Here is a 23821-nt window from a genome sequence, read left to right on the forward strand (position 1 = left end):
CTTTCCATGATTATTATACATATTTTTCTCTCAAAAGTCATTTTATTTCATCCATTATCCCAATGTCACAGCTTCGTGCATACATTCATACTCCTTCGCAAGAAAAAGTTCCGTCACGAAATCTGCCAGATCTTTCTTAAGATAATCATACATTTCTTTATTATCTTCGTATTTTTCGCACATCAGTTGTTTTAATAGTTTTTTAAGCAATTTTTTTGTTGCTTCCTTTCCCATCTTATCAACTTTTTCCTGAAGTTTATAATAATCCTCTTCTGTTGCCGGTAATCCCATTGGTTTCTGTATCATCATGCATCCAAGTACATGGCGAAGCACTATTCTGCAAATATTATAAAACTGATTCTGATATTCTCCATCGTAATCATTCAGAATCTGAACAATATATTCCATCGGAAGTTTTTCCAAAAATTTCTGCTCCAGGCAGATGCATTCTATATAGCGTTCTATCGCTTCTATTCCTTGATAGGCATGGAATTGGCTAAGTGTCGGATAATCCATAGTAATCAACGTTTCCTGCGGTGCAAATCTCACATCATAATAGCGGAAGAAGCCTGGAATTGCCTTCTTTACCGTCTCTCCATAATTCTTGTTCCCATAATCACAAAATCGAACAATCATCAGATTATATTGTTCCTTGGCATCTTTTACCTTTTGAAGGATTTTCTGAACACCCGTTTCATACGCATCACTGGCCAACATCTTTTTTCGCTTTGAATCCGTGCTTGGATACATCTTTGAAGGATTCGGCTCAGCACCTGCTTCCTGCTCCTGTGCCATCCGAATGCAGAATTGAACTGCTTCCATTAATTTTCCTGCCGTTTCATAGGTGACAGAAGTACTTTCATAAGATGTATATCGTCCTGCAAGCTTTGTTACGATAGGAAGAAGTTCTTCCAGTCCATACCCTTCTTCCTCATATTCCTTTTGCATCTCATATCATCTCCCTTCTTGTTCTTCTGTCGCTTAATAAAGATCCCTAAGAGCCTGCAGATACAACTCTCGATCCCATCTGGGCACAACATCAAACCTTACATATTCTCCTCTTCCATCTGTCCTGTGATGTTCCCGGTATCCTGCACGTATCGCCCGCGCAAAAACTTCCAGGCAGGTGCTTTCCAGATATTCCAAGTCACCGTAACAGACTGTCTCATACTGTTCTTTCATAAAATGCAACAATTCATCATCCGAAATCTCATCTTGCATCTCATTCTTATACAGCATAAAGATGTCGTGTAGCCTTGCAATTGTATCCACATAATTTTCCTGAGAAATATACTGTGAATCGCAGAATTCATAGATAATCTTCGGAAGAATCCCCTCGCCAAACTCAATTCTTCTCTGCCGCCTTGAATTACCAGTCCGTTCCCGAACCAGAAGTTTTGCTTCTTCCTTCGAAAGAACCAGTCCAAACTTCTGCGCATACTCATTTGTATGAACGATAGCAGTTAATTGATTCTGATCCGACAACATCTCTAACAGATTATTTTTTTCCACCTGACAAACGCCCCTTTCATGGTAAGTTCCATGATTATACACCCGCGGTTGGATACTTACCAGACTTGAAATTTTGGCGATTTTGTGGTAATATAAAGGCACAAAATAAAAAAGGATGAAGGTTTTTTAGAATTCTTCATCCTTTTTTCCATTTTACAGCATATACAACAATGCATTACAGATACATGCCGCGATATTGCTTCCGCCTTTTCTTCCTTTTGCTATGATGTATGGTGTATGTTCCAGTGTTAATATCATCTCCTTAGACTGCACCACATTGACAAAACCTACCGGAACACCAATCACAAGTTCCGGTCGGATCTTTCCTTCCCGGATCAGTTCATACAGCCGAATCAGAGCAGTCGGTGCATTTCCAATTGCAAAGATCAGTTTCTCATTTAATTCGCAGGCTTTTTCCATACTGGCGACTGCGCGGGTCGTTCCATTTTGTTTTGCTCTTTCTGCCACATCATCGTCGGACATAAAGCAATAGACCTTACCACCATACCTTCCCAATTCCTTTTTATTGATACCTGAGCGACCCATCTGTGTATCTGTCACAATAGATGCGCCATTTCGAATTGCCTCCAAAGCCTGTTCTGTTACGTCTTCTGAAAAGATAAGATTCTTTGCATAATCAAAATCTGCACTGGTATGAATACATCGCTTGATAATCGGAGCCTCTTTTTCCGGCAAAACGATTCCTTCCTTTTGTAATTCTTCTGTTATAATCTCAAAACTTCGCTTCTCTATCTCAGTAGGAAGCACATTTTCAATCTCCATCTTCATCGATCCGTTATCCCTCTGTCCATAATCTCATAGATTTTCTTCATATCCAGATGCTGTCGAAGGCTATCTGCCAGCAGATCATACTGAGTTTCCTTAAATGCTTTCATATCTACACCTTCCATTTCATCTGGATCTATGCCCTTGTGTTTTGCGATTGCACGTATCATTGTCGTAGTTACTTCTTCCTTATCAAAAATGCCATGGACATAAGTTCCGTAGACATTTCCCTTAGATAATCCATCCTCACTACTTTTTTCCTGAACATAGTCTTTTATTCTGCTCATCGGCATATCCTTGCCTCTGGTCTCTCCCATATGAATCTCATACCCTTCAAATGCGATGCCAGACAGTTCCTTAAGGATTCCACCGATATGTTGAAATGTACCATTTACTCTCGTTCTGGTCTTCTGACGAACAAATGTTGTCTCCATTGGTAGTAATCCCATTCCATCGATTCTTCCACCGGCTTCCACACTTTCTGGATCACTCAGGCTTTCACCAAGCATCTGATAACCGCCACAGATCCCCCATACGATTGTTCCCTTAGCTGCCCCTTTTTTCACTTCCGTCTCCAGCCCATTCTGCCGCATCCAAAGCAGATCTTCCATCGTATTCTTCGTTCCAGGCAAAATGATCATATCGGGATGTTTTAACTCTCTGCAATCTCTTACATATCTCAAAGATACACCTTTGATATTCTCCAACGCAATAAAATCCGTAAAATTAGAGATTCTTGGTGTCCGAATGACTGCAATATCAATGAGTTCTGCTTCTTTTCGCCCCTGAAAACGCTCTGTCAGGCTGTCTTCATCTTCAATCTCAACAGAAAGATATGGAGTAACTCCTACCACGGGAATGCCGCCACGCTCTTCCAACATCTGAATTCCAGGATCCAATATTGTCTTATCTCCACGAAATTTATTAATGATCAGACCTTTGACCATATTCTTTTCTTCTTCCTCCAGGAGCATTAATGTTCCCAAAAGCTGAGCGAATACTCCTCCTCTGTCAATATCTCCAACCAGAAGTACCGGGGACTTCGCCATCTTCGCCATCCCCATATTAACAATATCATCTTGCTTTAGATTAATCTCTGCGGGGCTTCCCGCCCCTTCGATCACAATGATATCGTAAGTCTCTTCCAACTTATGGAAAGCCCTCATAATCTCAGGAACTAATTGCTTTTTATAGGCAAAGTACTCCCGGGCACTCATATTCTGTAAGACTTCTCCGTTAACGATTACCTGCGATCCCGTATCATTGGTCGGTTTTAACAGGATTGGATTCATCTCTACCTGAGGAGCAATTCCTGCCGCTTCCGCCTGAACCACCTGAGCACGTCCCATCTCCAGGCCATTTTCCGTAATAAAAGAATTCAATGCCATATTCTGGGATTTAAAAGGTGCCACTTTATATCCATCCTGCCGGAAGATTCGACATAAACCCGCGCAGATCAGACTCTTTCCTGCATTTGACATTGTTCCCTGTATCATAATTGTCTTAGCCATGCAATCATCCTCTCATTCTCCTCTTTTGTACGGACGGCAATACGATAGTAACCTTCCGATAATCCCCGGTAATTCTTGCAGTCACGAATCAGGAATCCTGCGTTCAACGCTTGAGCATAAAGCCCCGGTTTTCCTGAGAAAAATATATAGTTTGCTTTGGAACCATATACGGAATACCCCAACATCTTCATTTCTTGAATCATTGCATCTCTTTCCACAGAAATATATTCTCTTGTATCCTGTATATACTGTGCACAATCATCAAGCGCAGCCACTCCTCCCAGCTGTGCCAGAATTGAGACATTCCAAGGCTGAAGTACTTCTGCCATCCTTCCAAGTAATTCCTGATTGCAGCTGATTCCATAACCAAGCCTGAGCCCAGGCATACAAAAAAGCTTCGTAAATGCTTTGACAATCAGAAGCTTAGAATAATTCTGCCTCTTTGAACACATCTCAAAGAATTCCGGATGATCCAAAAAGTCAATAAAACATTCATCCAAAACCACCCAGACATCACATTCCTGACATCGCTTCAGAATCTTTTCCAATAATTCCTGCTGAATCGGCTGTCCGGTCGGATTGTTGGGATTGCACACAAAAAACATATCCATCTGTGGAGTTATCTGATCAAGGATCTCTTCTGTAACCTGGAATTCCTGAGACTTTTGAAGTTCATAATATTGAATCTCGGTTCCTACCGCCTTCAATGCCTTTTCATATTCCGCAAAAGTTGGCGCCAACAAAAGAGCCTTCCTTGGCATCACTGCAAGTACCGCTGCATAGAATAATTCTGCCGCTCCATTTCCACAGACAATTTCTTCTTCCTGTACATGCTCGAACTTTGCGATCGCTTTACTCAATGCACTGCATTGAATGTCTGGATAATGCACAATCTGATCTGCCTGCTCACGAATCGTTTTCAATACTTGTATCGGAGGACCTAACGGATTACTGTTCACTGAAAAATCCAGGACATTTTGATTACGATAGATATCGCCTCCATGAATCTGTTCTCTCATTTATTTCTCCTGTCTAATTATTTTCTATATCATCCATAGAATGCCAATTTTAATAACACTGAAAATCACCAGTGCAGATATCGCTGTTGCATACAGCAGCGTATGTGCCTTTCTGATATCCTGAATCAAAATTGCGCGAATTGGATCTCCAATCGTTGGTTTCTCATATAATTTCCCAAAATACCATGCATTTCCTGCCAGCTGTATATCCAAAGCTCCCGCCATGACAGACTCTGTCTGCGCAGCATTCGGACTTTTATGGTTATATCTGTCTCTTCGATAAATATGGACTGCATTTTTCCAATCCATCCGTGTCAACACAGATGATAATATCATACACCATGCTGATAGTCGGGCCGGAATATAATTCACTATATCATCCAATTTTGCTGCTGCCGTTCCAAAATAAAGATATTTTTCATTCTTATATCCCACCATGGAATCCATGGTATTCACTGCCTTATAAGCAAATCCCAGCACTGCGCCACCAATCATCAGATAGAAAAGCGGTGCGATGACTCCGTCAGATGTGTTTTCTGCAACGGTTTCCACTGCCGCTTTTGTCACGCCTTCTTGTGTAAGATTCTCTGTATCTCTTCCAACGATCATGGATACTGCCTTTCTTGCCTCTTCAATCCCTTCCCGTTCCAATGCCTGATAGACCTTATCGCTTTCAGTTTTCAAGGACTTTGTAGCAAGTATCTGATAGCACATGAAACTTTCCACTGCCATTCCAAACTGCCATGCATATCCATAAGCAGCCCACAAGATCAGTGCAGGAACCGCCGCACTGATACCGACTACTATTAGCACCAGAACACCCCCACCAATACGCTCTCCTCGTTTAGACTCTGGGAAACAATTTCTGATAATTCGTTCCGCTGTCGTAATCAGATGCCCGATCAGCCGGACCGGATGATACAGCCACCTGGGATCTCCTAAGATCAGATCCAGCAAAAAACCGATCCATACTGATATTGTCATCTGTAATAAAAAGCTCATAACCTTCTCCATTTCCTACCTGATAATCATAATAACTTCCGGCAGGATACGCATATTTTTCCATAATACTCATAATCGTCCCGCCATGTACTACAAATGCTGCCCTTTCAATCCTATCTCTGCGACATTCCTCTAATGCTGCCTCAAATCCCAGAATACTTCTCCTTGAAAATTCTTGCCGACTCTCTCCGCCGGGGAATGGCAAGGTTCCGTTACTGTCAATCCACTTCTGATAATCCTCGCATTCTGCCAACTCCCGATAATTCTTATTTTCAAAAAGTCCAAAATCGCACTCTGCAAGTTCATGAATTACCGTAACTTTTCGCCCTGGATAGACAATGTCCGCCGTCTGCCTGCATCGCTTCAGCGGACTGGTATATATTCTCTGGACATCCGGATAAGATCTCTGTCTCAGAAGCTCGATTCCTTCCGTACATAAAGGTTCATCCGTTTTACCGATATATCGCTTCATTCGATTGCCCTCTGTCATCGAATGACGCAATAAAAAGATTCTCATCCTTTAATCACCTTCCCAATCCCGCAAGACACACGGTGTACAATTTCTGCCTCTTTAGCAAGTCTGGTACAGATCCTGCCCGTCTGCTCACGATATACCCTCTCAAATGGATCTGCCGGAACAATTCCGTAACCAATCTCATCACTGATCACAATCATTTCTGGATTTCGCTTTAAAATCTGCTCTGCAAAATCCTCCGGCAATATATCGTTACGCATCATCCTCTCGATATAAACATGAAAATGATGGATTCCCTGACATTCATACACATCTTCTTCTCCACAGCTTCGTCCATCTATCCATGATATCCTCGGATATATCTTCTTTGCATAATCGAGCTTACCCTGATAAGCCCCTCCGATAATTAAGATCATACAGCCAACCCTTTCACAATCACGTCCACAATGACAACCGACACTGCCATCAGAAGTTCACACATCTGCAGAAAATATCCCGCCAGATCTCCCGTAATTCCACCAAATTTTGACATAGACATCCGATAATAATACCAAAACACCAGCCCGGCAGTCACAATTGCCACAATTCCTAAGATCTTCCCGGTCAATACCATACTGCTGCAGATAATTGCCACATAGATAAGTAATACTCTCTTAGATGCTTTTTTTACAGCATTCTGAGAGAATGTTGCCGCCATTCCTTCCTTTCTTGCCTGCGGAAATGTAATCACTGACAATCCGCTTAATGATCTGGATAGCAGAAAACTCCATGCAATTACGGTGACACTTCTAATCGTAAGGGAGGAATAAATTCCCAGATAAGCTAACAGATAAACCGCACAAGAGATGATGGCAAACGCTCCTGCATGAGAATCCTTCAGAATCTCAAGTCTCTTCTCCCTTGGCTGATAGGAACTGACAGCATCCTGCGTATCCAGAAATCCGTCCATATGAATTCCTCCAGTAATCGCAATCGGCACCAACAATAATAGAATGGTCCAAAAAAGATCCGAGAATAGGACACCTTGTGAAGCAGCCACTCCTTTCAAGACAAATAGCCCATATGTTATAGCTCCTATCACGCCTCCAACCAACGGAAAAAAGCACATAGCAAACGATATATTTTCTTCTGTCCATTCACTCTTTGGCATAGGGATTCTGCTATACATCGAAAATGCAATTTTAAAACTATTCCATATTCTGCTCATCCTTAATTAACACTGGGATACCATACACCACTTCCGTCACTCGATCTGCCAGACTGGCAATTCTCTGATTCACCATTCCCATCATCTGCCGATACTGTTCTGTCTCAGGACTGTAACCATTGATATCCGAATTCACTTCATTGGTCACAATCGTAAGACACAACGTATGCTCTGATAAGTGAATCAATCCGTCCAGAATCTCTTCCAGTGTCTCCTTCCTTCCCTTTATCGTTCCATCCTCACGGTAGAATTCATTTGCCACAAGATTCGATACACATTCCAATAATATTCCTTCATTATCAGGAATTGGCATATTCTTTAGATCCGTGTACCGTTCCAGTGTGGTAAATCCCTTTCCGGCGCGAAGCCTGTGGTGGCGTTCTATCTTTTTCACCGTCTCTTCTCCATAAGGCTTCATTGTTGCAATATAAAGAAGGGACTGGTCCTTTCCTGTCTGCTGTCTATGCCCGATCAACCAATCCTCTGCATAAGCAGACTTACCACTTCCACTTCCGCCTGTAATCATATGTATCATTATCGATCACCAAGTTCTTCATAATCTTCTATATTATTTTCTGAAAATGTACTCATTTTGTGATAAACTTCTAAAGCCATCTCGAGAACCGGCAAAAAAGCAACCGCCCCCGTCCCTTCTCCAAGACACATATGACAATCCAGAGATGCACTTAAATTCAACTCTTCCAGGATCACATGCATTCCAGGTTCTTTTGATACATGAGAGGCAATCATATATTCCCTGGCATCAGGACATATTCTCGCTGCAATTAAGGCTGCCACAGCAGATATGAATCCATCCATCACCACCGGAAGATGGCAATAAGCTCCTCCCAGATATATGCCGGCAAGACCTGCCAGATCAAAACCTCCCACTTTACTTAATACATCCAGAGCATCTTGGGGATCCGGCTGATGGAGCGATATAGCCTTTTCAATTGTCTGAATCTTCCGATTCAGACCCTCACTGGTAAGTCCAGCACCTCTTCCAGTCATAAATTCTACCGGACGATTCAAAAGGACCGATGCTACAGCACTGCTGGTTGTCGTATTTCCAATTCCCATCTCACCAGTAGCCAGAATCTGATAACCTTCTTCTTTTTTCTCTATAGCAATCTGTATTCCAGTCATAACAGACTGAATAGCTTCTTCTCTGGTCATAGCCGGTTCCCGCGCCATATTTTTCGATCCATACGCCACCTTATAATCGGGTACTCTGGTGTCTACCGCCATCCCAATATCAATAGGAAACAAGTCTACTCCGGCTTTTTTGCACATAATCGCTGCACTAGTGTTGCAATCCAGAAAATTTTCTGCAACAATCGCTGTTACTTCCTGACCGCTCTGTGTCACACCTTCTGCTACAACTCCATTATCTGCACACATGGCAATCAATGCTTTCTTATCAATTTTTACATCCGCAGTTCTGGTAATTCCGGCAATTCGAATGATATTTTCTTCCAGTTTCCCAAGACTGTGCAGTGGTTTCGCAATAGAATTCCACTGTTTTGATGATCGTTCCATTGCCCTTCTGTCAATAGGTTCGATTGCTTTGATGATCTGCTCTAATGTCATTTTCTTTCCTCTTTTCTGCTGCATTGATCCAAAAATGCTTCTACAACCTTTAAGTTGCCGCAATAATGTATGTGCGGATATCCCGCCAATATGGTCTCTGTACTTACCATACACTTCCAGGAGCGTTCCGACAACGGCTTTTTCGCCACAAATTCCTGCCCACACTGTGTGGAATCATAGTAATGAAATTCATGTGCCGGTAATGCATCTATTTTTTTTCCGAAGGCAGTTCCCTGAGACAATGTTACATATCCAAAGCGTTTTAATGATGATGTATAGAAGCTTTTACCTTTTAACGCCCCTACCATTTCATAACTCTTTCCATCTTCAGCGGTAATACTTTCCTGCAGATACATAAAACCTCCACATTCCGCCATGCATGGCAATCCCTCTTCAAGAGCCTGACGAATTTCAAGGCGAATACTTTGATTCTGGCACAAGTCCTTTGCACATAATTCCGGATACCCTCCATAGAAGAGAAGTCCATCCAGTCTGTCAGGAAGATGCCTGTCCCTTACCGGTGAAAAGGGCATCAATTTTACTCCCCGGTCTTCCAGAATATCCAGATTATCCTGATACATAAAGCAGAATGCCTCATCTTTCGCCAGACCGATGCGCAATCCATCATAACGTTTTTTTAAATATGAAGTCGATGTGTCCGGCAAGTCTGGCGCTGTCCGTGCCAATTTCACCAATCCATCCAGATCCAACGTCTGCTCCAATGTCTCTCCCAGATTCTTAAGTTTCAACTGAAGGGATTCTATTTCCTGCGGCATCTTAAGCCCAAGATATCTACTTTCCAACACGCAGTCTTCAATAACAGGAACGTAACCATATACTTTTACACTCGTCTCACGTTCAATCGTTTCTTTCATTCGCCCATACATCATTGGTGACAGACGATTCAAGATCACACCCGCAATCCGGCTGTCCGTCCGATATTGAAGAAACCCCTGAATCAGCGGAACAATAGAAACACTGATACCTTTACAATCCAGAATCAATACTGCCGGTGTCTCTGTCGTATCTGCCACATCATAAGCACTTGATTCCACAGATGTACCCGCAAGGCCATCATAATACCCCATAACACCTTCTATTACGGCTATATCGCATTTTGAGCCATTCTTATATAGAAGATGCCTGACTCCCTCTCTTCCACATAAAAATGTATCCAGATTATAACTATCAAGTCCAATAACTTCCCGATGAAACATCGGATCAATATAATCCGGTCCACATTTAAATGCAGCGACCCGAAATTCTCGGTTCTTTAACGCCTGTAATATTCCGCAGGTAATCATGGTCTTTCCGGTCCCACTTCTTGGTGCAGTTAACAGTATTCTCGGTATCCGACTCATTCTCTTCCATCCTCATTACACGTAAAGCTGATCACAGAGACTGGATTCTGTCCCATCATCATATGATAGCTTCCCACACTTTTTGACTTTGCCACTGATATCTGGACAATCTCTTCCTCTGTAACCTTCACCTCATCACAACACTTAACAGCTTCTGCCAAAGTTTCCAATGCAATAGCGTTAATCACTACTCGAACTTTTGGATTCTTCTGCGCCACAGTCTGTATAATTTCTTTCATATGTCCCTTACTTCCGCCAATAAACACACAATCCGGTGCCGGAAGTTCTTCTAATACATCTGGTGCTTCTCCTGCAATTACTGTAAGATTGTCGACTTTCATCTTTCTCTGATTCTGAAGTATCAAGGCAACTGCTTCTTCATTTCTCTCTATCGCATAGACATGTCCCTGATCTGCCTGAATTGCTGCTTCCACAGAAACAGAACCGGTACCTGCTCCAACATCATACACAATAGAATCTCTCTTTAGATGCAGTTTTGAGAGGCTGACACTACGAACTTCCTCTTTTGTCATAGGTACATCTCCACGCACAAATTCTCGATCCGGCAATCCATGAGTCGTCACCTGCGTTCCTCCCTTTGGATTTTCAATATACACTATTGCAAGATCTCCGCCGTTATAATCTACCAGAGATTCTGCCGTTCCCGACTCAATCTTCTCAGCTTCATACGCCAGATCGCTCCCAATGCAAACATTCAGATTGCCATACCCATATTCCATCATTTCTCGACATATGCTTCGGACTCCATCTGCATTTCCCGAAAGAGCAATCGTCTTCTTATGATTACGGATAACAGAGATTAAATTAGTTTTCCTTCCATGAACGCTGGTCAGTGCTGCATCATCCCAGGAAATGCCCAACCTGGCACAGAAATAGGCTACCGAAGAAATTCCAGGAACCACTTCCGCTTCAATATCCGGCTCCTGTTGTAATAACTGAAGCAGCTTCTTGGCACCACTATAGAACCCTACATCACCGGATAATGCGACTACAACATTCTCATACTCTGGATGTTCTTTAATATAAGCAAGTATCTCTTCCGGCTTGTAAGCCGCATAGGATGGCTGCTCTGCTTTTGCAGAAGACTCCAGCATACGCTTTGCTCCAATCAGTAACTGCGCTTTCTGACAGAGTTTTTTTCCTTGCACCGTAAAGGTATCTTCCGGCCCCATTCCGATTCCTACGATAGAAACTTTCCACTTATCTTGTAAATTTAATTCTTTCTTTAAAAACCCACACATTTCTCTATATGCAAGTCCCGTCTCCTGAAAAGGCCGTCCGATTACAACCAGTCCAACGCCCGCAAGTCTGGCAGCCTGGCATTTTTCTCTGTATCCTCCCACATTGCCAGATTCCTTCGTCACCAGATACGCAATCTCAAATTCCCGCAGCATTGCCAGATTCATCTCAACCGAAAACGGCCCTTGCATGCAGATCAGATGTCTTCCAGTAAACCCAAGATCTTCGCACTTGGCAGCTACATTCTGCAGAGAGAGCACTCGCGCATAGACTCGCTCCTGATAATCTGTTAGTCTGGTATACTCCTCCAACTCTTTACTTCCAGTTGTTACGAGAATATTTCCTTCCGTCTGTTCCAGAAATCGAATGGCTTCCTCCATATTCTCTACACAGACACAATCCTGCATCTGACTGGATTCTCTGACCAGGCGCAGATAATCTGCATTGCACTGTTCGCAGGCAGTTCTCAGATTCTCCGTCACTTCTTTGGCATAGGGATGTGTCGCATCAACCACATAGCGTGGCCGATATTTTCGAATAAATTGTTGCATTTCTTCACAATCCATCCGATTGTGAGATACGGTAATATTCGTATCTTCTGGAAGAAGGCTCTCTCCATATGAAGTTGCAACACAGACATGTACCTGTACCTGCCTTTTCACCAAATATTCCGCCAGTTTCCTGCCTTCTGTAGTTCCTCCGAAGATTAATATCTTAATCTCTTTCATAACGATATCCCCTTGGCGTAACCATTTTTCCGTCTATTACTTTTGTATCACAATTTCCGATAAATACTGTAGAGAACATATCTACTGCTGTTTTCTGTAATTCCTTCAAGGATAGTATCTGCATCGCTTCACCTTCTCTTGCGATATTTTTTACAACACCACATATGGTATCTTCCGATTTATATCGGAACATCAGATCACATGCCTTATCCAGATAATCTGCCCGCTTCTTACTGGATGGGTTATACAGGCAGATCACAAAATCTGCTTGCGCTGCCGCAAGAAGTCTCTTTTCGATCTTCTCCCATGGAGTCAGAAGATCACTGAGACTGATCAGACAACAATCATGGCTCATAGGCGCTCCTAAGACTGCCGCACCGCCTATAGCCGCTGTCACTCCCGGAATAATCTCTAATTCAATATCCGGATATTTTTCTCCAATCTCATACATCAACCCGGCCATGCCATAGATTCCGGCATCCCCACTGCATACCATTGCTGTCGTCCGCCCTTTTGCAGCTTCTTCAAAAGCCATCTCACAGCGACGAACCTCCTGTCTCATTGGGGTAGTCAAAAACTCTTTTTCACCGAAATATTCTCGAAGAAGATCAACATACACCGTATACCCTACGATTACATCGCATTTCTTTAGCGCTTCCGCTGCTTTGATCGTCATCTGTTCATATGATCCCGGTCCGATTCCTATCACATATATCTTATTCAAAACTTATCCTCCATTCTTTTACGGCAAGTGCAACGGTGACCCCATTACCCGCTTGTTTTTTTATAATAAGCTGTCCAGATTCACTGGCACACAAAGCACTGCGTTCACACACATTATCAACACCAGTCACCCGTTCTACGAATCCAGACGACGTGAAATCGCCTTTTACCTCTTGTAATTCTTTCGAACTATATACCTGAAATTGTAATCGGTGTGCCAAACAGTATTCAAGAATTCCTGGTTCATTTGCCTTTATATCAATACTCGCAGCCTGCCAGATACTTTCCGGCCAGATATGATTCTGCCGCAGAACATTGGTGACGGCCAGTTCAATCTGTTCTGCTTCTGTATGCTTCCTACATCCGATTCCTGCGACAACAACTTTTGGAATCAGATACAATGTCTGGCTCCATGCAGGATTTCGATAAATTCCTACCGATATATCCGGTTCATTTTTTCCCTGGTCTTCTATCAGATTCCAGAGGACAAGTCCCCGTGGAAGCTTTCCTTCCACATTCTTCTCATTACCCTGAAAATCAATCAAAACCGGCGTCTCCTTCAATATATCTGCTGAGATTCTTTTTGCTCTTTTCATATCCTGTATCTGAAGTCCGTTTTTTACTGCAAAAACATCCACTGCCCATTTTTGGTTAATATCAGTCGCTGTCGTGATCACCGGCAGTGCCTGTACCTTTTCACAGACTAACAGAGCCAGCTCATTAGCCCCACCTATATGCCCAGATAATAGAGGAATACAATGGATTCCCATTTCATCAATGACCAAAACAGCCGGATCCTTCTGCTTTGATCTTACATATGGCGCTATAGCACGTACTGCAATGCCTGTAGCTCCAATGAAGATCAGCGCATCCTGACTTTCAAACTGTTGTCTGGTCCAGTCTGACAGTGTAAGATCTGTCGCTTCTGGTATGCCCATACATTTGACATCTACGGTTACCCGATACTCTTCCGCTCTCAGTCCGGCCGCCACTTTGTCTGCCAGGATTTTGCCTTTTTGTGTAAAACATATGAGTGCTACATTCATTTACTCTGTTCCTTCCCGATATTCCGTAGTAAATGTAGGATCATATAACTTTGATCGCTGATAATGATTATGGCTGACAACATCTCCAACAATAATCAATGCTGTCTTTCTAATTCCATGAGACTTTGCCGTCTCTTCCAATGTCTCTATCGTACAGATATGTGTCTCTTCCTCAGGCCAGGTCGCCTTATATACAATTGCAGCCGGTGTATCCGGTTCATAACCTCCACAGATCAGTTGTTCTGTCAGTTTCGCCAGTAGTCCTGTACTTAAGAACAGTACCATGGTCGCCCTGTGCTTTGCAAATGAAGCAATACTCTCTCTCTCCGGCACAGGTGTCCTTCCTTCTGTTCTTGTAATGACCACACTCTGCGATACATCCGGCAAAGTATATTCCAGATTCAATGCTGCCGCAGCACCACAAAAAGAGCTTACCCCCGGGCAAGAATCATATAGAATGTTCTTCTCATCCAGAATATCCATCTGCTCTCGAATCGCACCATAGAGACATGGATCTCCCGTATGCAGCCGGACAGTCATCTGACTCTTTTTTTCTGCCTGTATCATTACCTCTATCACTTCCTCCAGCGTCATGAATGCGCTATTGTAGATCTTACATCCTTCTTTCGCATATTTTAAAAGTCCCGGATTCACTAAGGACCCTGCATAGATAATTACGTCAGCATCTTCAATCATCTTCTGCCCCCTGACTGTAATCAGATCTTCTGCCCCAGGTCCAGCTCCAACAAAATGTATCATAACGCCTCTCCTTCTTTCACAAATAACAATGTATAATACCCTGCATCTTCAGGAATCTGTTCTGTTCCATAATAGATATGCTCCGTCTTCATTCCACAGTTTTCTACCATGACAACAGATGCATCCATATCTTTTAGCTGTTCTTTTACATGCGGAAGTTTCTTTCCTGCCTTCATAAGAATCTTTGTTCCTTCTAACTGCAGAGCCTCTTCAATCTGATATGAAGCCGGAATAATGTGAATCTGTTCCGCTTTCTCAGCAATTCCTATATTCAGTCTCGCCGCTGCTGCACAGAATGATGGAACTCCGCTGACCATCTCTACCTCATATCCCTTTTTTTGAATCTCTTTATGCAGATAAATATAAGTAGAATACACTGCAGGATCTCCTAATGTTAAAAATGCCACTTTCTTTCCTTTATCCAGGCAACGACTCAAAACTTTCGCACCTTCCTCATGATTCTTTTGTAAAGTCTGCTCATCTTTTGTCATAGGCATATAAATCCCCAACAGCTCTTTTTGTTCAATCTCTGGATACGCTTCCCTGACAATCTGATAAGCAACCGTTTCCATCGGATTCCTGCCCGGAACCGCAATCACATCACATTCTCGAATAACTCGCAATGCTTTTACTGTTAAAAGCTCCGGATCTCCGGGGCCTACGCCAACTCCATATAAGATTCCTGCCATCTTCATTCTCCTTGTGTCTTTATTACTATATGATGCTAGGTCATACGCTTTTGACCCTAACTTTATATTTTTCTATCAGATGTTCTGCCTGGCTGGTCTTTCCAAGAATACCATATATATTGGAAAATGTGATCGCACCAATCTGAAGCTCACCTGCTGCCCGGTAATTCAAATACTGCTCCATTCGCTCCATTATCTGCCCCATAATCCTTTCTCGCTCAGAAACTGTGCATCTGTCCAATGCATCATCTGTTGTCATACAATCCAGGAATTCACAGGTCTTTTCCCTCGAAACTCCTGCTTTTAACGCTGCCGCTGCAAGAATCTCCATCCGACAGTCCGCCCATCTTGAATGGGTATTCATAATCCCTCCGGCAACTTTAATGAGTTTTCCGATATGCCCTACCAGCAGAATACCTTTACTTCCCTGATCAATTGCCATATCTATAGTCTGTCCAATATAATTACTGCATTTAACCACTTCCTGCTCTTCAATCCCATAGGCTTGTCTCAGAAAATCCAGGCCATAATTCCCCGGTGCCGCAATCAGATATTCTTTTCCTGCCGCTATTTTCACTCTTATATCCAGGCAAATAGTATCCAACAATGCCTGCTCACTCATCGGTTCTACCAATCCGCTGGTTCCCAGAATCGACAGACCACCCTCAATTCCCAGTCTCGGATTAAAAGTCTTTGCTGCAAGACGTTTTCCTTCCGGTATGGATATCTCAACATATATGCCCCCAAGATAACCAACCTCCTCACAGGCATCCTCCACTTCTTGCAAGATCATCTTACGCGGAACGCGATTGATCGCCGCATTCCCAACTGGTTGATCCAGACCTGGTTTCGTAACTCTCCCGATTCCCTGACCTCCATCAAGAATGTACTGTCCTGTATTTGTTTTTTCCACTTTACTGTACACCATGATTCCGTTCGTGATATCAGGATCATCTCCACTATCTTTTTGGACTGCACAAGATATGCTCTGTATCTCCTTTTGATTCTCATCCCGGTATTCTATCCTGATATCATGAATCTTCAACTGAAGTTTCTTTCCCTTGGGAAGTTCCACTTCTACCTGATCTATCTGCTCTTTTGCAAATAGCATCTTCAGCGCGGCTTTCGTCGCCGCCTGTGCGCACGTTCCCGTAGTATAACCCCAGGCAAGTTTTTTCTGTGCCATTCTTTCTCTCCTGTCACATCTTTTTCTACATTCATGAATATATCTTTTTCATATGAAAGAAAAAGGAGGTGACGCCTTGCGACAATCCCTCCATACAATCAGAACTTTTCCATTCTTATGTATCATCCTGCCCTCACCGTAAGACTTTACTCTGATTACTGGCAGGTATCCTGACTTAAAACTAAAACCTAATCCCCGCCCTTCCCGTTGTCATTCTCACAACAGTGGTCCGCAGGTTTCGTCATTTCTTACAGTAGAGTGAGCTGCTGCGGATTCGCACCGCATTCCCTTTTCATCCACAAAGTGAAACCAGTCTCAATATCTATATTCTATCGGTTTATGTCAGGCATGTCAAATTCTTTTCTGCTTCCTGTTTCTATTCCCTTTTTATTCATATAAAAAACTTATATATTCATAGATTTCAGCAAAATTTATGATACATTTCCCTTCAAAAATCCTCACTGGAACTTTGTCATCAAATCCATAGATTACTGGAAATTCATCATGTTCAAAGTCATATACTAATACTTTTTTCTGTACCGGATCTACAATCCAGTATTCTCTGACTCCTGCACTGGCATATTTTTCACACTTTATAATCATATCTTTCTTTCTTCCTGATTCAGAGAGAATTTCCACAATGAAATCCGGTGCCCCATAAGTACAATGCTTAATTAATTTCCTCCGATCACACACTACAAACACGTCTGGCTGAACCATCGTCTTATCATCACAGTCGAGCTGAACATCTGCCGGCGCAACAAACGGAATACACTGCCCACCTTCTTTTTTTATATAATCTTTGATTGGCTGCCATATCTCTGTACATAATAATTGATGCAAATTCGACGGTGCCGCCATATCATAGATGACTCCATTCATTAACTCCACACGTCTTTCTTTCGGCAATGCATAATAATCTTGCACAGTATATTCCCCCGGTCTTTTCACCGAATAATCCCTTACAGATTCAGCCATCTTGTTATCTTCTTTTTTCAGCACTTTCTCTAAAGCCAACAATGTATCATATCGTGGTGAGGCAGTTACACCCGCAAAAATTTTCTGCACTGTGCCAAGAGGAACACCCGATAGTTCTGAAATCATTTCGTTCGTATAACCTAAGAGTTTCTTTCTCTCTTTCATTTCCTGTACTGTCATTTTGGTTCCTCTCTTTCATTTGTTTTCATAATTATATCTTTTATCACTCCATATGTCAATCATATTATTTCCATTTAATTTCCATATTTTTACCGTATCTCGCTCTCTCGTGCCTGAATCTCGCCACAGGCAATCATTTCTCCAGAAGCACCAGATGGCTGTGTATGAAAATCATCCGGCAACGCATGGATAATTACCGTTTTTCCAATGACATCCTCAGGATAAAACCGATCTGTATATACACACATCCACGCAATCCCATTATTACTTAGCAGAGGCGGCAAATCCCCTGCATGCTCAGGATGCTGTGATTTTACTGACTGGTAATGCCCATCAACATTTGCAAAGGGCTCCTGATCTGCTCCAGAACAGCTGCCACCTTCATGAATATGAAATCCATGAAACTGTTGACTGCTTTTTCCATTGATATCTGTAATCCCATAAATAGATGCAACCAGCACCGTTCCTCCAAACGTATCATAAAAATCCACTCTACCTCTGAGATGTGGATACTTTGCACTTCCTGCTATCTTCGCAGAAGCAGTTGGATGATTCTCCATAATCTTCATCTTACCATCACACTCCTTGTGGCATTCTATGCAAATACCTTCAGGAATATGTAAAAAGGATGGGGCGGGGGAAAAAATTCATTTTCCTCGCCCCATCCTTTCATGCGTTAACAGATCAACATAGCATCTCCAAACGAAAAAAAGCGATATTTTTCTCTGACAGCCTCTTCATATGCCGACAGCACATGTTCTCTTCCAGCCAAAGCCGACACCAGCATGATGAGTGTAGACTCTGGAAGATGAAAATTCGTAATCAGACAATCCAAAACCTTAAATTTATATCCTGGATAAATGAAGATTTCTGTCCATCCACTGCATGCTTTCAAATGTCCCGTCTCATCTGCGGCAGACTCAATAGTCCTGCAGCTGGTTGTCCCTACACAGATAACTCTGTTTCCGGAATCCTTTGCCATATTAATCTTGGCCGCTGCATCTTCATCAATCTGAAAAAATTCGGAATGCATATGGTGTTCCGTAATCTCATCTACTTTAACCGGTCGAAATGTTCCAAGGCCTACGTGAAGTGTTACTCTGGCTATATCAATTCCCTTTTCTTCAATGGCTTTCAGAAGTTCCGGTGTGAAATGGAGTCCTGCCGTTGGTGCAGCCGCAGACCCTGTATGAGTAGCGTATACTGTCTGGTAACGGTTTTTATCCTCCAGTTGATGAGTAATGTACGGCGGAAGAGGCATCTGTCCCAACTGATCTAAGATTTCCTCAAAGATTCCATCATAGGTAAATTGTATCAAACGATTCCCTTCTTCTACCACATCAATGACTTCACCAATTAAAAGCCCCTCTCCAAAGCTGATCTTCGTTCCTATTTTTGCCTTTTTCCCCGGCTTTACCAGAGTCTCCCAGACATTATTTTCTTTTCTTTTTAATAATAATATTTCTATCTTGGCATCAGTTCCTACTTTTGAACCAATTAATCTAGCCGGAATTACTTTCGTATCATTAATAACCAGACAATCTCCCTCATGTAGATAATCAATAATTTCTTTAAATACATGGTGGGAAACAGCTCCAGACTCCTTGTCAAGTACAAGAAGTCTGGAGCTGGAACGATCCTCCAATGGATCCTGAGCAATTAATTCTTCCGGCAATTCATAATAAAAATCTTGACGTTTCATAATATGAATCCCTTCTTTATATATTATTGTGCATGTCCCTGATGAATCTGCTCATCCACGGACTTCTGAACCGATGGATCCTGAGGCGGCATTGCCCCTGGACCTTGCGGCGGCATCGGCGCCGGACCTTGTGGTGGCATTGGTGCCGGACCTTGCGGTGGCATTGGTGCCGGACCTTGTGGCGGCACTTGCCACCCCTGCGGGACTTGATATACTGGATATACTTTTACTTTCTTAGCATAGATAACTCTCGTGTCACAAAGCATATCATGCAATCCTCGTTTTTCACGGTCGACGCCTGCCATAATATATCCAATCCCGACAGACAAACCACACAGGAACCTCCCGACCGTCTCCCGGTAAATCACATCGATCAGATTCAGTTTCTGGCTCCCATCTTCGTTGACAACCCTCAGATTCATTGCTTTTTTTCCAAGAGTCGTCCCGGTATAATAGGTAAACAGAACGAAATACGTCACTTGAAGCACATAAAGAATAATATCTTTCCAAGTATAATGGAACAATATATTTCTTCCAGAAAGTGCACCGCCAGCTACTACCGATAATAGGATTCTCACGAGCAAAAGTCCCACAAACACTACCGAACGGTCAATACAATAAGCTGCTGCTCGTACCCAAAAACCGGCGAACTCCATTGAAGGTCTATTGTAATTGTTCTGCATAGTACATCGGCACCCCGCTTTCCATATCTGCTGCGGTCTCTGTCAATATCTGAGCTTCTGATTTTGGAACCAAGTCTTTGACTTCTGCCAACAGTGAAGACAGTGTATTTTTTGAGCTTTCCAATTCATAGAATTCATCAACATTTAATTCTTCACTCATTGCTTCCTTCATATCATCGTAAAGACTGATCTCATCAATCAACCCATTTTCCAGTGCTTGATTTGCCGTATAGGTACGTCCGTCTGCAAGCTGTTTCACTTCCTCCTCGGACATACCACGTCCATCTGCTACTATCCCAACAAATTTTGAATAATATTCATCCACTTGACTCTGATAAATTGCTATCTGCTCATCAGTCATCTTGGAACTATCCTTATTGGCACCGCTGGTAATACTTACATAGCGAATTCCTAATTTTTCATATAACCCACTCATATCATACCCTGCCATGATCACGCCAATAGAGCCTGTTGTTGTATTTGGATTTGCATATATCTTATCTGCTGACATAGACACCATATATCCGCCAGAAGCTGCATAATGTGCCATATAATCCCAGACAGGACATCCGGTGGTCTCCTTGTATTCTTTTAACTTCAGATAGAGCTCTTCTGATTCATATACGGTACCACCAGGTGAATCCACATACAGCAAGATGCCCTGATTATTCGAATCATCCATCAAATTATCAATATACTCCAACGTTGTTGTGTGTTGATAACCTGAAGATGTCTCAAAATAATTGCTCTCTGTCTGTTCTTGAATCGTTCCTTCTACTCTGACGATTGCAATATAGTTTTTCCCAGGCGGTTGGAAATCGTAGCCTCCCGTCATAAGATGCTCAGCACTTTCTTCCAGCATTCTCTGTGAAAATGAATCTGTCAACGCATTTGTCAATACACTGGCCACTCCTATCGCAACAAACAGGATAGCTGCTATAATCAGACCACCAATCTGCTTTTTCTTCATGCTTTTACTCTCCATATTTTATTTACGAAGCTCGATTCCCATGCCTTCCAACGCTTTCAGAATTCTATCCATGGACTCTGAAACTTCTGAATCTTCGAGTGTCTTATCTTTCGCACGGAACACGATAGAATATGCTACTGATTTGTATCCTTCCTTAATCTGTGCTCCTTCATAAAGATCGAACAGTGCATAGCTTTCCAGATATACTCCGCCCTTTTTCTCAATGACTTCTTCAACCTGGCCTACCAGGATGTCTTTCGGCATAACCATACTGATATCACGTGTCACAGCAGGGAATCTCGCAATTCCTGTGTACTTTCTGTCAAATGATGCTCTCTCAACGATTTCAGGCATATCAATCACTGCAACGTATGCTCTTGTACCGATACCATATGCATCTGCAACATCTGGATGCAATTCTCCCAGATAACCAACAACCTTGCCATCATAAATAATATTTGCCTGACGACCCGGATGAAGATATGGTTTTCCTGCATTTGGATCATATGTTTCTTTCTTATGCAGACCAACCTTTTCAAAGAACTCTTCAACTACACCTTTCATACTGAAGAAATCTCCATCTCCATACATTCCAAGTGTAAACTGCATTCTTTCTTCCGGAAGTTCTGTGAGCGGAAGAGCCTTCGGGATGTATACATTACCTAATTCATACAGTCTGACATTCTTATTTCTTCTATTATAATTAGTTGCCAATGATGTCAGCATTCCATTCAAAGAAGTCGTACGCATGATACTATAGTCTTCTCCAAGAGGATTCATAATCTCAACCGTCTGACGAAGCGGTGAGTCTGCAGGTATCATTAATTTATCAAATACCTTTGGACTTTCAAATGAATAAGTCATTCCCTGGCTAAATCCACAGAACTCAGCAATATCACGAGCAACTTCTTCTACACGCAGCTTGAATGACAATTTACCAGTTGTAGCTTCACCTTTCGGAAGTGTAGTTGGAATATTATCATATCCGTAGAATCTTGCCACTTCTTCTGCCAAGTCAGCCATGCGGAATAAGTCATGACGGAAAGTAGGCGCAATTACTTCGTTTGTCTCTTCATCATATTCAAGATCTATCTTTTTGAAGTATCCAATCATCTCTTCCTTTGAAATGTTGGTTCCAAGCAGACTATTGATTTCATCCTGATCAAAAGGAACTCTTACCGGCTCTTTTTTCTTACCATAGACATCAACCATTCCACCTACCACTTCACCAGCTCCTAATTCTTCTACCAGCTGGCATGCACGGTCGATAGCAGCCTGTGCATTATTTGGATCAAGACCTTTTTCAAACTTACCAGAAGCATCGGTACGAAGTCCGATCTTCTTACTAGATTTACGGATATTTGTTCCATCGAAACAAGCAGCTTCAAAAAGCATTGTCTGTACATCATCTGTAATCATGGAATTTTCTCCACCCATGATACCTGCAATACCGATGGATTTCTCTCCATCGCAGATCATCAGTACAGATTCGTCCATCTCTCTTTCCTGCCCATCCAGAGTTGTAAACTTTTCTCCTTTTGCAGCTTTGCGCACAATAATCTCACGGTCAGCGATTGTATCCAAATCATAGGCATGCATCGGCTGTCCATATTCTTCCATGACATAGTTTGTGATATCAACCAGATTATTGATTGGACGAATGCCTACAGAAGCCAGACGTCTCTGCATCCACTTTGGAGACGGTCCGATCTTAATATTCTTCACAACTCTTGCACAATATCTTGGGCAGAGATCACTGTCTTTTACAGTTACTTTGATATAGTCGTTAACATCCTCAGCATTTCCAGTCTTAGTTACTACCGGAGGTTGAAATTTCTTTCCGAAAGTAGCGGCAGCTTCTCTTGCAATACCTACAACACTAAAGCAATCTACACGATTAGAAGTAATCTCATACTCAAATACCACATCATTCAGTCCCAATGCTTCAATTGCGCTGGCTCCTACCTCTGCATCCTCTGGGAAGATATAGATTCCTTCTTCCGGTGCCTCTGGATACATGTCACGATTAGAGCCAAGTTCTTCAATAGAGCACATCATGCCGCAGCTCTCTACTCCACGAAGCTTACCCTTCTTAATCTTTATTCCACCTGCAACACGACTTCCCGGCTCATGTCCTCCAGCAACACGTCCCCCGTCCAGTACGACAGGAACCTTGTCCCCTTCATTCACATTATGTGCACCAGTGACAATCTGAACAGACTCACTTCCTACATTCACCTGACAGATAATCAGCTTATCTGCGTCCGGGTGCTTCTCAATCTTGTCAATCTGTCCAATCACAATCTTGTCCAGATCCGCATCCAGCACCTCATATCCTTCCACCTTCGTTCCAGACAACGTCATTGCGTCTGTATATTCCTGAGCAGTAACATCCAAGTCAGGAACATATGCTTTTATCCATGATAATGATGTATTCATTTTTTCTCCTTTCTG

At 42.5% G+C, this 23821-nt stretch carries 24 protein-coding genes and 1 riboswitch; all 24 genes read right to left on the reverse strand.

What is annotated here, in order from left to right:
• Positions 1–54: 54 nt before the first annotated feature.
• Positions 55–948 carry a DUF6179 domain-containing protein gene (locus tag ACQRD1_RS01975; RefSeq protein WP_347376448.1) on the reverse strand — a complete coding sequence of 298 codons (894 nt, stop codon included), beginning with the start codon at positions 946–948 and terminating at the stop codon, positions 55–57.
• A gap of 33 nt (positions 949–981) precedes the next feature.
• Positions 982–1512 carry a DUF6323 family protein gene (locus tag ACQRD1_RS01980; protein ID WP_347376449.1) on the reverse strand — a complete coding sequence of 177 codons (531 nt, stop codon included), beginning with the start codon at positions 1510–1512 and terminating at the stop codon, positions 982–984.
• A 153-nt stretch (positions 1513–1665) separates the two neighbouring features.
• The gene (locus ACQRD1_RS01985; protein WP_347376450.1) at positions 1666–2301 is read right to left on the reverse strand and encodes a precorrin-8X methylmutase; all 636 of its coding nucleotides are present in this window, start codon (positions 2299–2301) and stop codon (positions 1666–1668) included.
• Positions 2298–3809 carry a cobyric acid synthase gene (locus tag ACQRD1_RS01990; RefSeq protein WP_427786861.1) on the reverse strand — a complete coding sequence of 504 codons (1512 nt, stop codon included), beginning with the start codon at positions 3807–3809 and terminating at the stop codon, positions 2298–2300. The genes ACQRD1_RS01985 and ACQRD1_RS01990 overlap by 4 nt, the downstream gene beginning before the upstream one ends.
• Positions 3791–4828, reverse strand: coding sequence for a threonine-phosphate decarboxylase (locus ACQRD1_RS01995; RefSeq protein WP_347376452.1), 1038 nt, complete (start codon positions 4826–4828; stop codon positions 3791–3793). Before ACQRD1_RS01995 ends, ACQRD1_RS01990 begins: the two co-directional genes overlap by 19 nt.
• Positions 4829–4852: 24 nt before the next feature.
• A complete protein-coding gene (gene cbiB, locus ACQRD1_RS02000; RefSeq protein ID WP_235231812.1) occupies positions 4853–5785 on the reverse strand; it encodes an adenosylcobinamide-phosphate synthase CbiB in 933 nt (310 codons plus the stop codon).
• On the reverse strand, positions 5673–6347 hold the full coding sequence (locus tag ACQRD1_RS02005) for a histidine phosphatase family protein (protein WP_235231784.1): 675 nt from the start codon (positions 6345–6347) through the stop codon (positions 5673–5675). The genes cbiB and ACQRD1_RS02005 overlap by 113 nt, the downstream gene beginning before the upstream one ends.
• Complete coding sequence (locus tag ACQRD1_RS02010) at positions 6344–6721, reverse strand: bifunctional adenosylcobinamide kinase/adenosylcobinamide-phosphate guanylyltransferase (RefSeq protein ID WP_347376453.1); 378 nt, start codon at positions 6719–6721, stop codon at positions 6344–6346. Before ACQRD1_RS02010 ends, ACQRD1_RS02005 begins: the two co-directional genes overlap by 4 nt.
• The gene (locus ACQRD1_RS02015) at positions 6718–7512 is read right to left on the reverse strand and encodes an adenosylcobinamide-GDP ribazoletransferase (RefSeq protein ID WP_427786862.1); all 795 of its coding nucleotides are present in this window, start codon (positions 7510–7512) and stop codon (positions 6718–6720) included. The genes ACQRD1_RS02010 and ACQRD1_RS02015 overlap by 4 nt, the downstream gene beginning before the upstream one ends.
• Positions 7493–8047 carry a bifunctional adenosylcobinamide kinase/adenosylcobinamide-phosphate guanylyltransferase gene (locus ACQRD1_RS02020; protein WP_235231788.1) on the reverse strand — a complete coding sequence of 185 codons (555 nt, stop codon included), beginning with the start codon at positions 8045–8047 and terminating at the stop codon, positions 7493–7495. The genes ACQRD1_RS02015 and ACQRD1_RS02020 overlap by 20 nt, the downstream gene beginning before the upstream one ends.
• A complete protein-coding gene (gene cobT, locus ACQRD1_RS02025) occupies positions 8047–9102 on the reverse strand; it encodes a nicotinate-nucleotide--dimethylbenzimidazole phosphoribosyltransferase (protein WP_427786863.1) in 1056 nt (351 codons plus the stop codon). Before cobT ends, ACQRD1_RS02020 begins: the two co-directional genes overlap by 1 nt.
• Positions 9099–10463: a cobyrinate a,c-diamide synthase gene (locus ACQRD1_RS02030; RefSeq protein WP_235231790.1), complete on the reverse strand. Its 1365-nt coding sequence runs from the start codon at positions 10461–10463 to the stop codon at positions 9099–9101. The genes cobT and ACQRD1_RS02030 overlap by 4 nt, the downstream gene beginning before the upstream one ends.
• The gene (gene cobK / locus ACQRD1_RS02035; protein WP_427786864.1) at positions 10460–12451 is read right to left on the reverse strand and encodes a precorrin-6A reductase; all 1992 of its coding nucleotides are present in this window, start codon (positions 12449–12451) and stop codon (positions 10460–10462) included. The genes ACQRD1_RS02030 and cobK overlap by 4 nt, the downstream gene beginning before the upstream one ends.
• Positions 12438–13175, reverse strand: a complete 738-nt coding sequence (gene cobJ / locus ACQRD1_RS02040) for a precorrin-3B C(17)-methyltransferase (protein ID WP_427786865.1) — start codon at positions 13173–13175, stop codon at positions 12438–12440. Before cobJ ends, cobK begins: the two co-directional genes overlap by 14 nt.
• Positions 13168–14220 carry a cobalt-precorrin 5A hydrolase gene (locus tag ACQRD1_RS02045; RefSeq protein ID WP_427786866.1) on the reverse strand — a complete coding sequence of 351 codons (1053 nt, stop codon included), beginning with the start codon at positions 14218–14220 and terminating at the stop codon, positions 13168–13170. Before ACQRD1_RS02045 ends, cobJ begins: the two co-directional genes overlap by 8 nt.
• Positions 14221–14979, reverse strand: coding sequence for a precorrin-4 C(11)-methyltransferase (gene cobM / locus ACQRD1_RS02050; protein ID WP_235231794.1), 759 nt, complete (start codon positions 14977–14979; stop codon positions 14221–14223).
• The gene (gene cobI / locus ACQRD1_RS02055; protein ID WP_235231795.1) at positions 14976–15668 is read right to left on the reverse strand and encodes a precorrin-2 C(20)-methyltransferase; all 693 of its coding nucleotides are present in this window, start codon (positions 15666–15668) and stop codon (positions 14976–14978) included. The genes cobM and cobI overlap by 4 nt, the downstream gene beginning before the upstream one ends.
• 40 nt (positions 15669–15708) lie before the next feature.
• On the reverse strand, positions 15709–16854 hold the full coding sequence (gene cbiD / locus ACQRD1_RS02060) for a cobalt-precorrin-5B (C(1))-methyltransferase CbiD (RefSeq protein WP_235231796.1): 1146 nt from the start codon (positions 16852–16854) through the stop codon (positions 15709–15711).
• A gap of 143 nt (positions 16855–16997) precedes the next feature.
• A riboswitch (cobalamin riboswitch) is annotated at positions 16998–17183 on the reverse strand.
• Positions 17184–17241: 58 nt separating this feature from the next.
• Positions 17242–18012 (reverse strand): Uma2 family endonuclease, encoded by a 771-nt coding sequence (locus tag ACQRD1_RS02065; RefSeq protein WP_235231797.1) that lies wholly within the window; start codon positions 18010–18012, stop codon positions 17242–17244.
• Positions 18013–18101: 89 nt separating this feature from the next.
• Entirely contained in the window at positions 18102–18581 is a 480-nt protein-coding gene (locus ACQRD1_RS02070; protein WP_235231798.1) for a superoxide dismutase family protein, read from the reverse strand.
• A 107-nt stretch (positions 18582–18688) separates the two neighbouring features.
• On the reverse strand, positions 18689–19714 hold the full coding sequence (gene queA, locus ACQRD1_RS02075; RefSeq protein ID WP_235231800.1) for a tRNA preQ1(34) S-adenosylmethionine ribosyltransferase-isomerase QueA: 1026 nt from the start codon (positions 19712–19714) through the stop codon (positions 18689–18691).
• Between the two features lie 23 nt (positions 19715–19737).
• Positions 19738–20397 carry an RDD family protein gene (locus ACQRD1_RS02080; protein WP_235231802.1) on the reverse strand — a complete coding sequence of 220 codons (660 nt, stop codon included), beginning with the start codon at positions 20395–20397 and terminating at the stop codon, positions 19738–19740.
• Positions 20378–21367 carry a signal peptide peptidase SppA gene (gene sppA / locus ACQRD1_RS02085; RefSeq protein WP_235231804.1) on the reverse strand — a complete coding sequence of 330 codons (990 nt, stop codon included), beginning with the start codon at positions 21365–21367 and terminating at the stop codon, positions 20378–20380. Before sppA ends, ACQRD1_RS02080 begins: the two co-directional genes overlap by 20 nt.
• A gap of 18 nt (positions 21368–21385) precedes the next feature.
• Positions 21386–23806: a phenylalanine--tRNA ligase subunit beta gene (gene pheT, locus ACQRD1_RS02090; RefSeq protein WP_235231806.1), complete on the reverse strand. Its 2421-nt coding sequence runs from the start codon at positions 23804–23806 to the stop codon at positions 21386–21388.
• Between the last annotated feature and the right edge of the window lie 15 nt (positions 23807–23821).

The organism is Bariatricus sp. SGI.019 (assembly GCF_050315235.1).
Lineage (GTDB): Bacteria > Bacillota > Clostridia > Lachnospirales > Lachnospiraceae > JAFBIX01.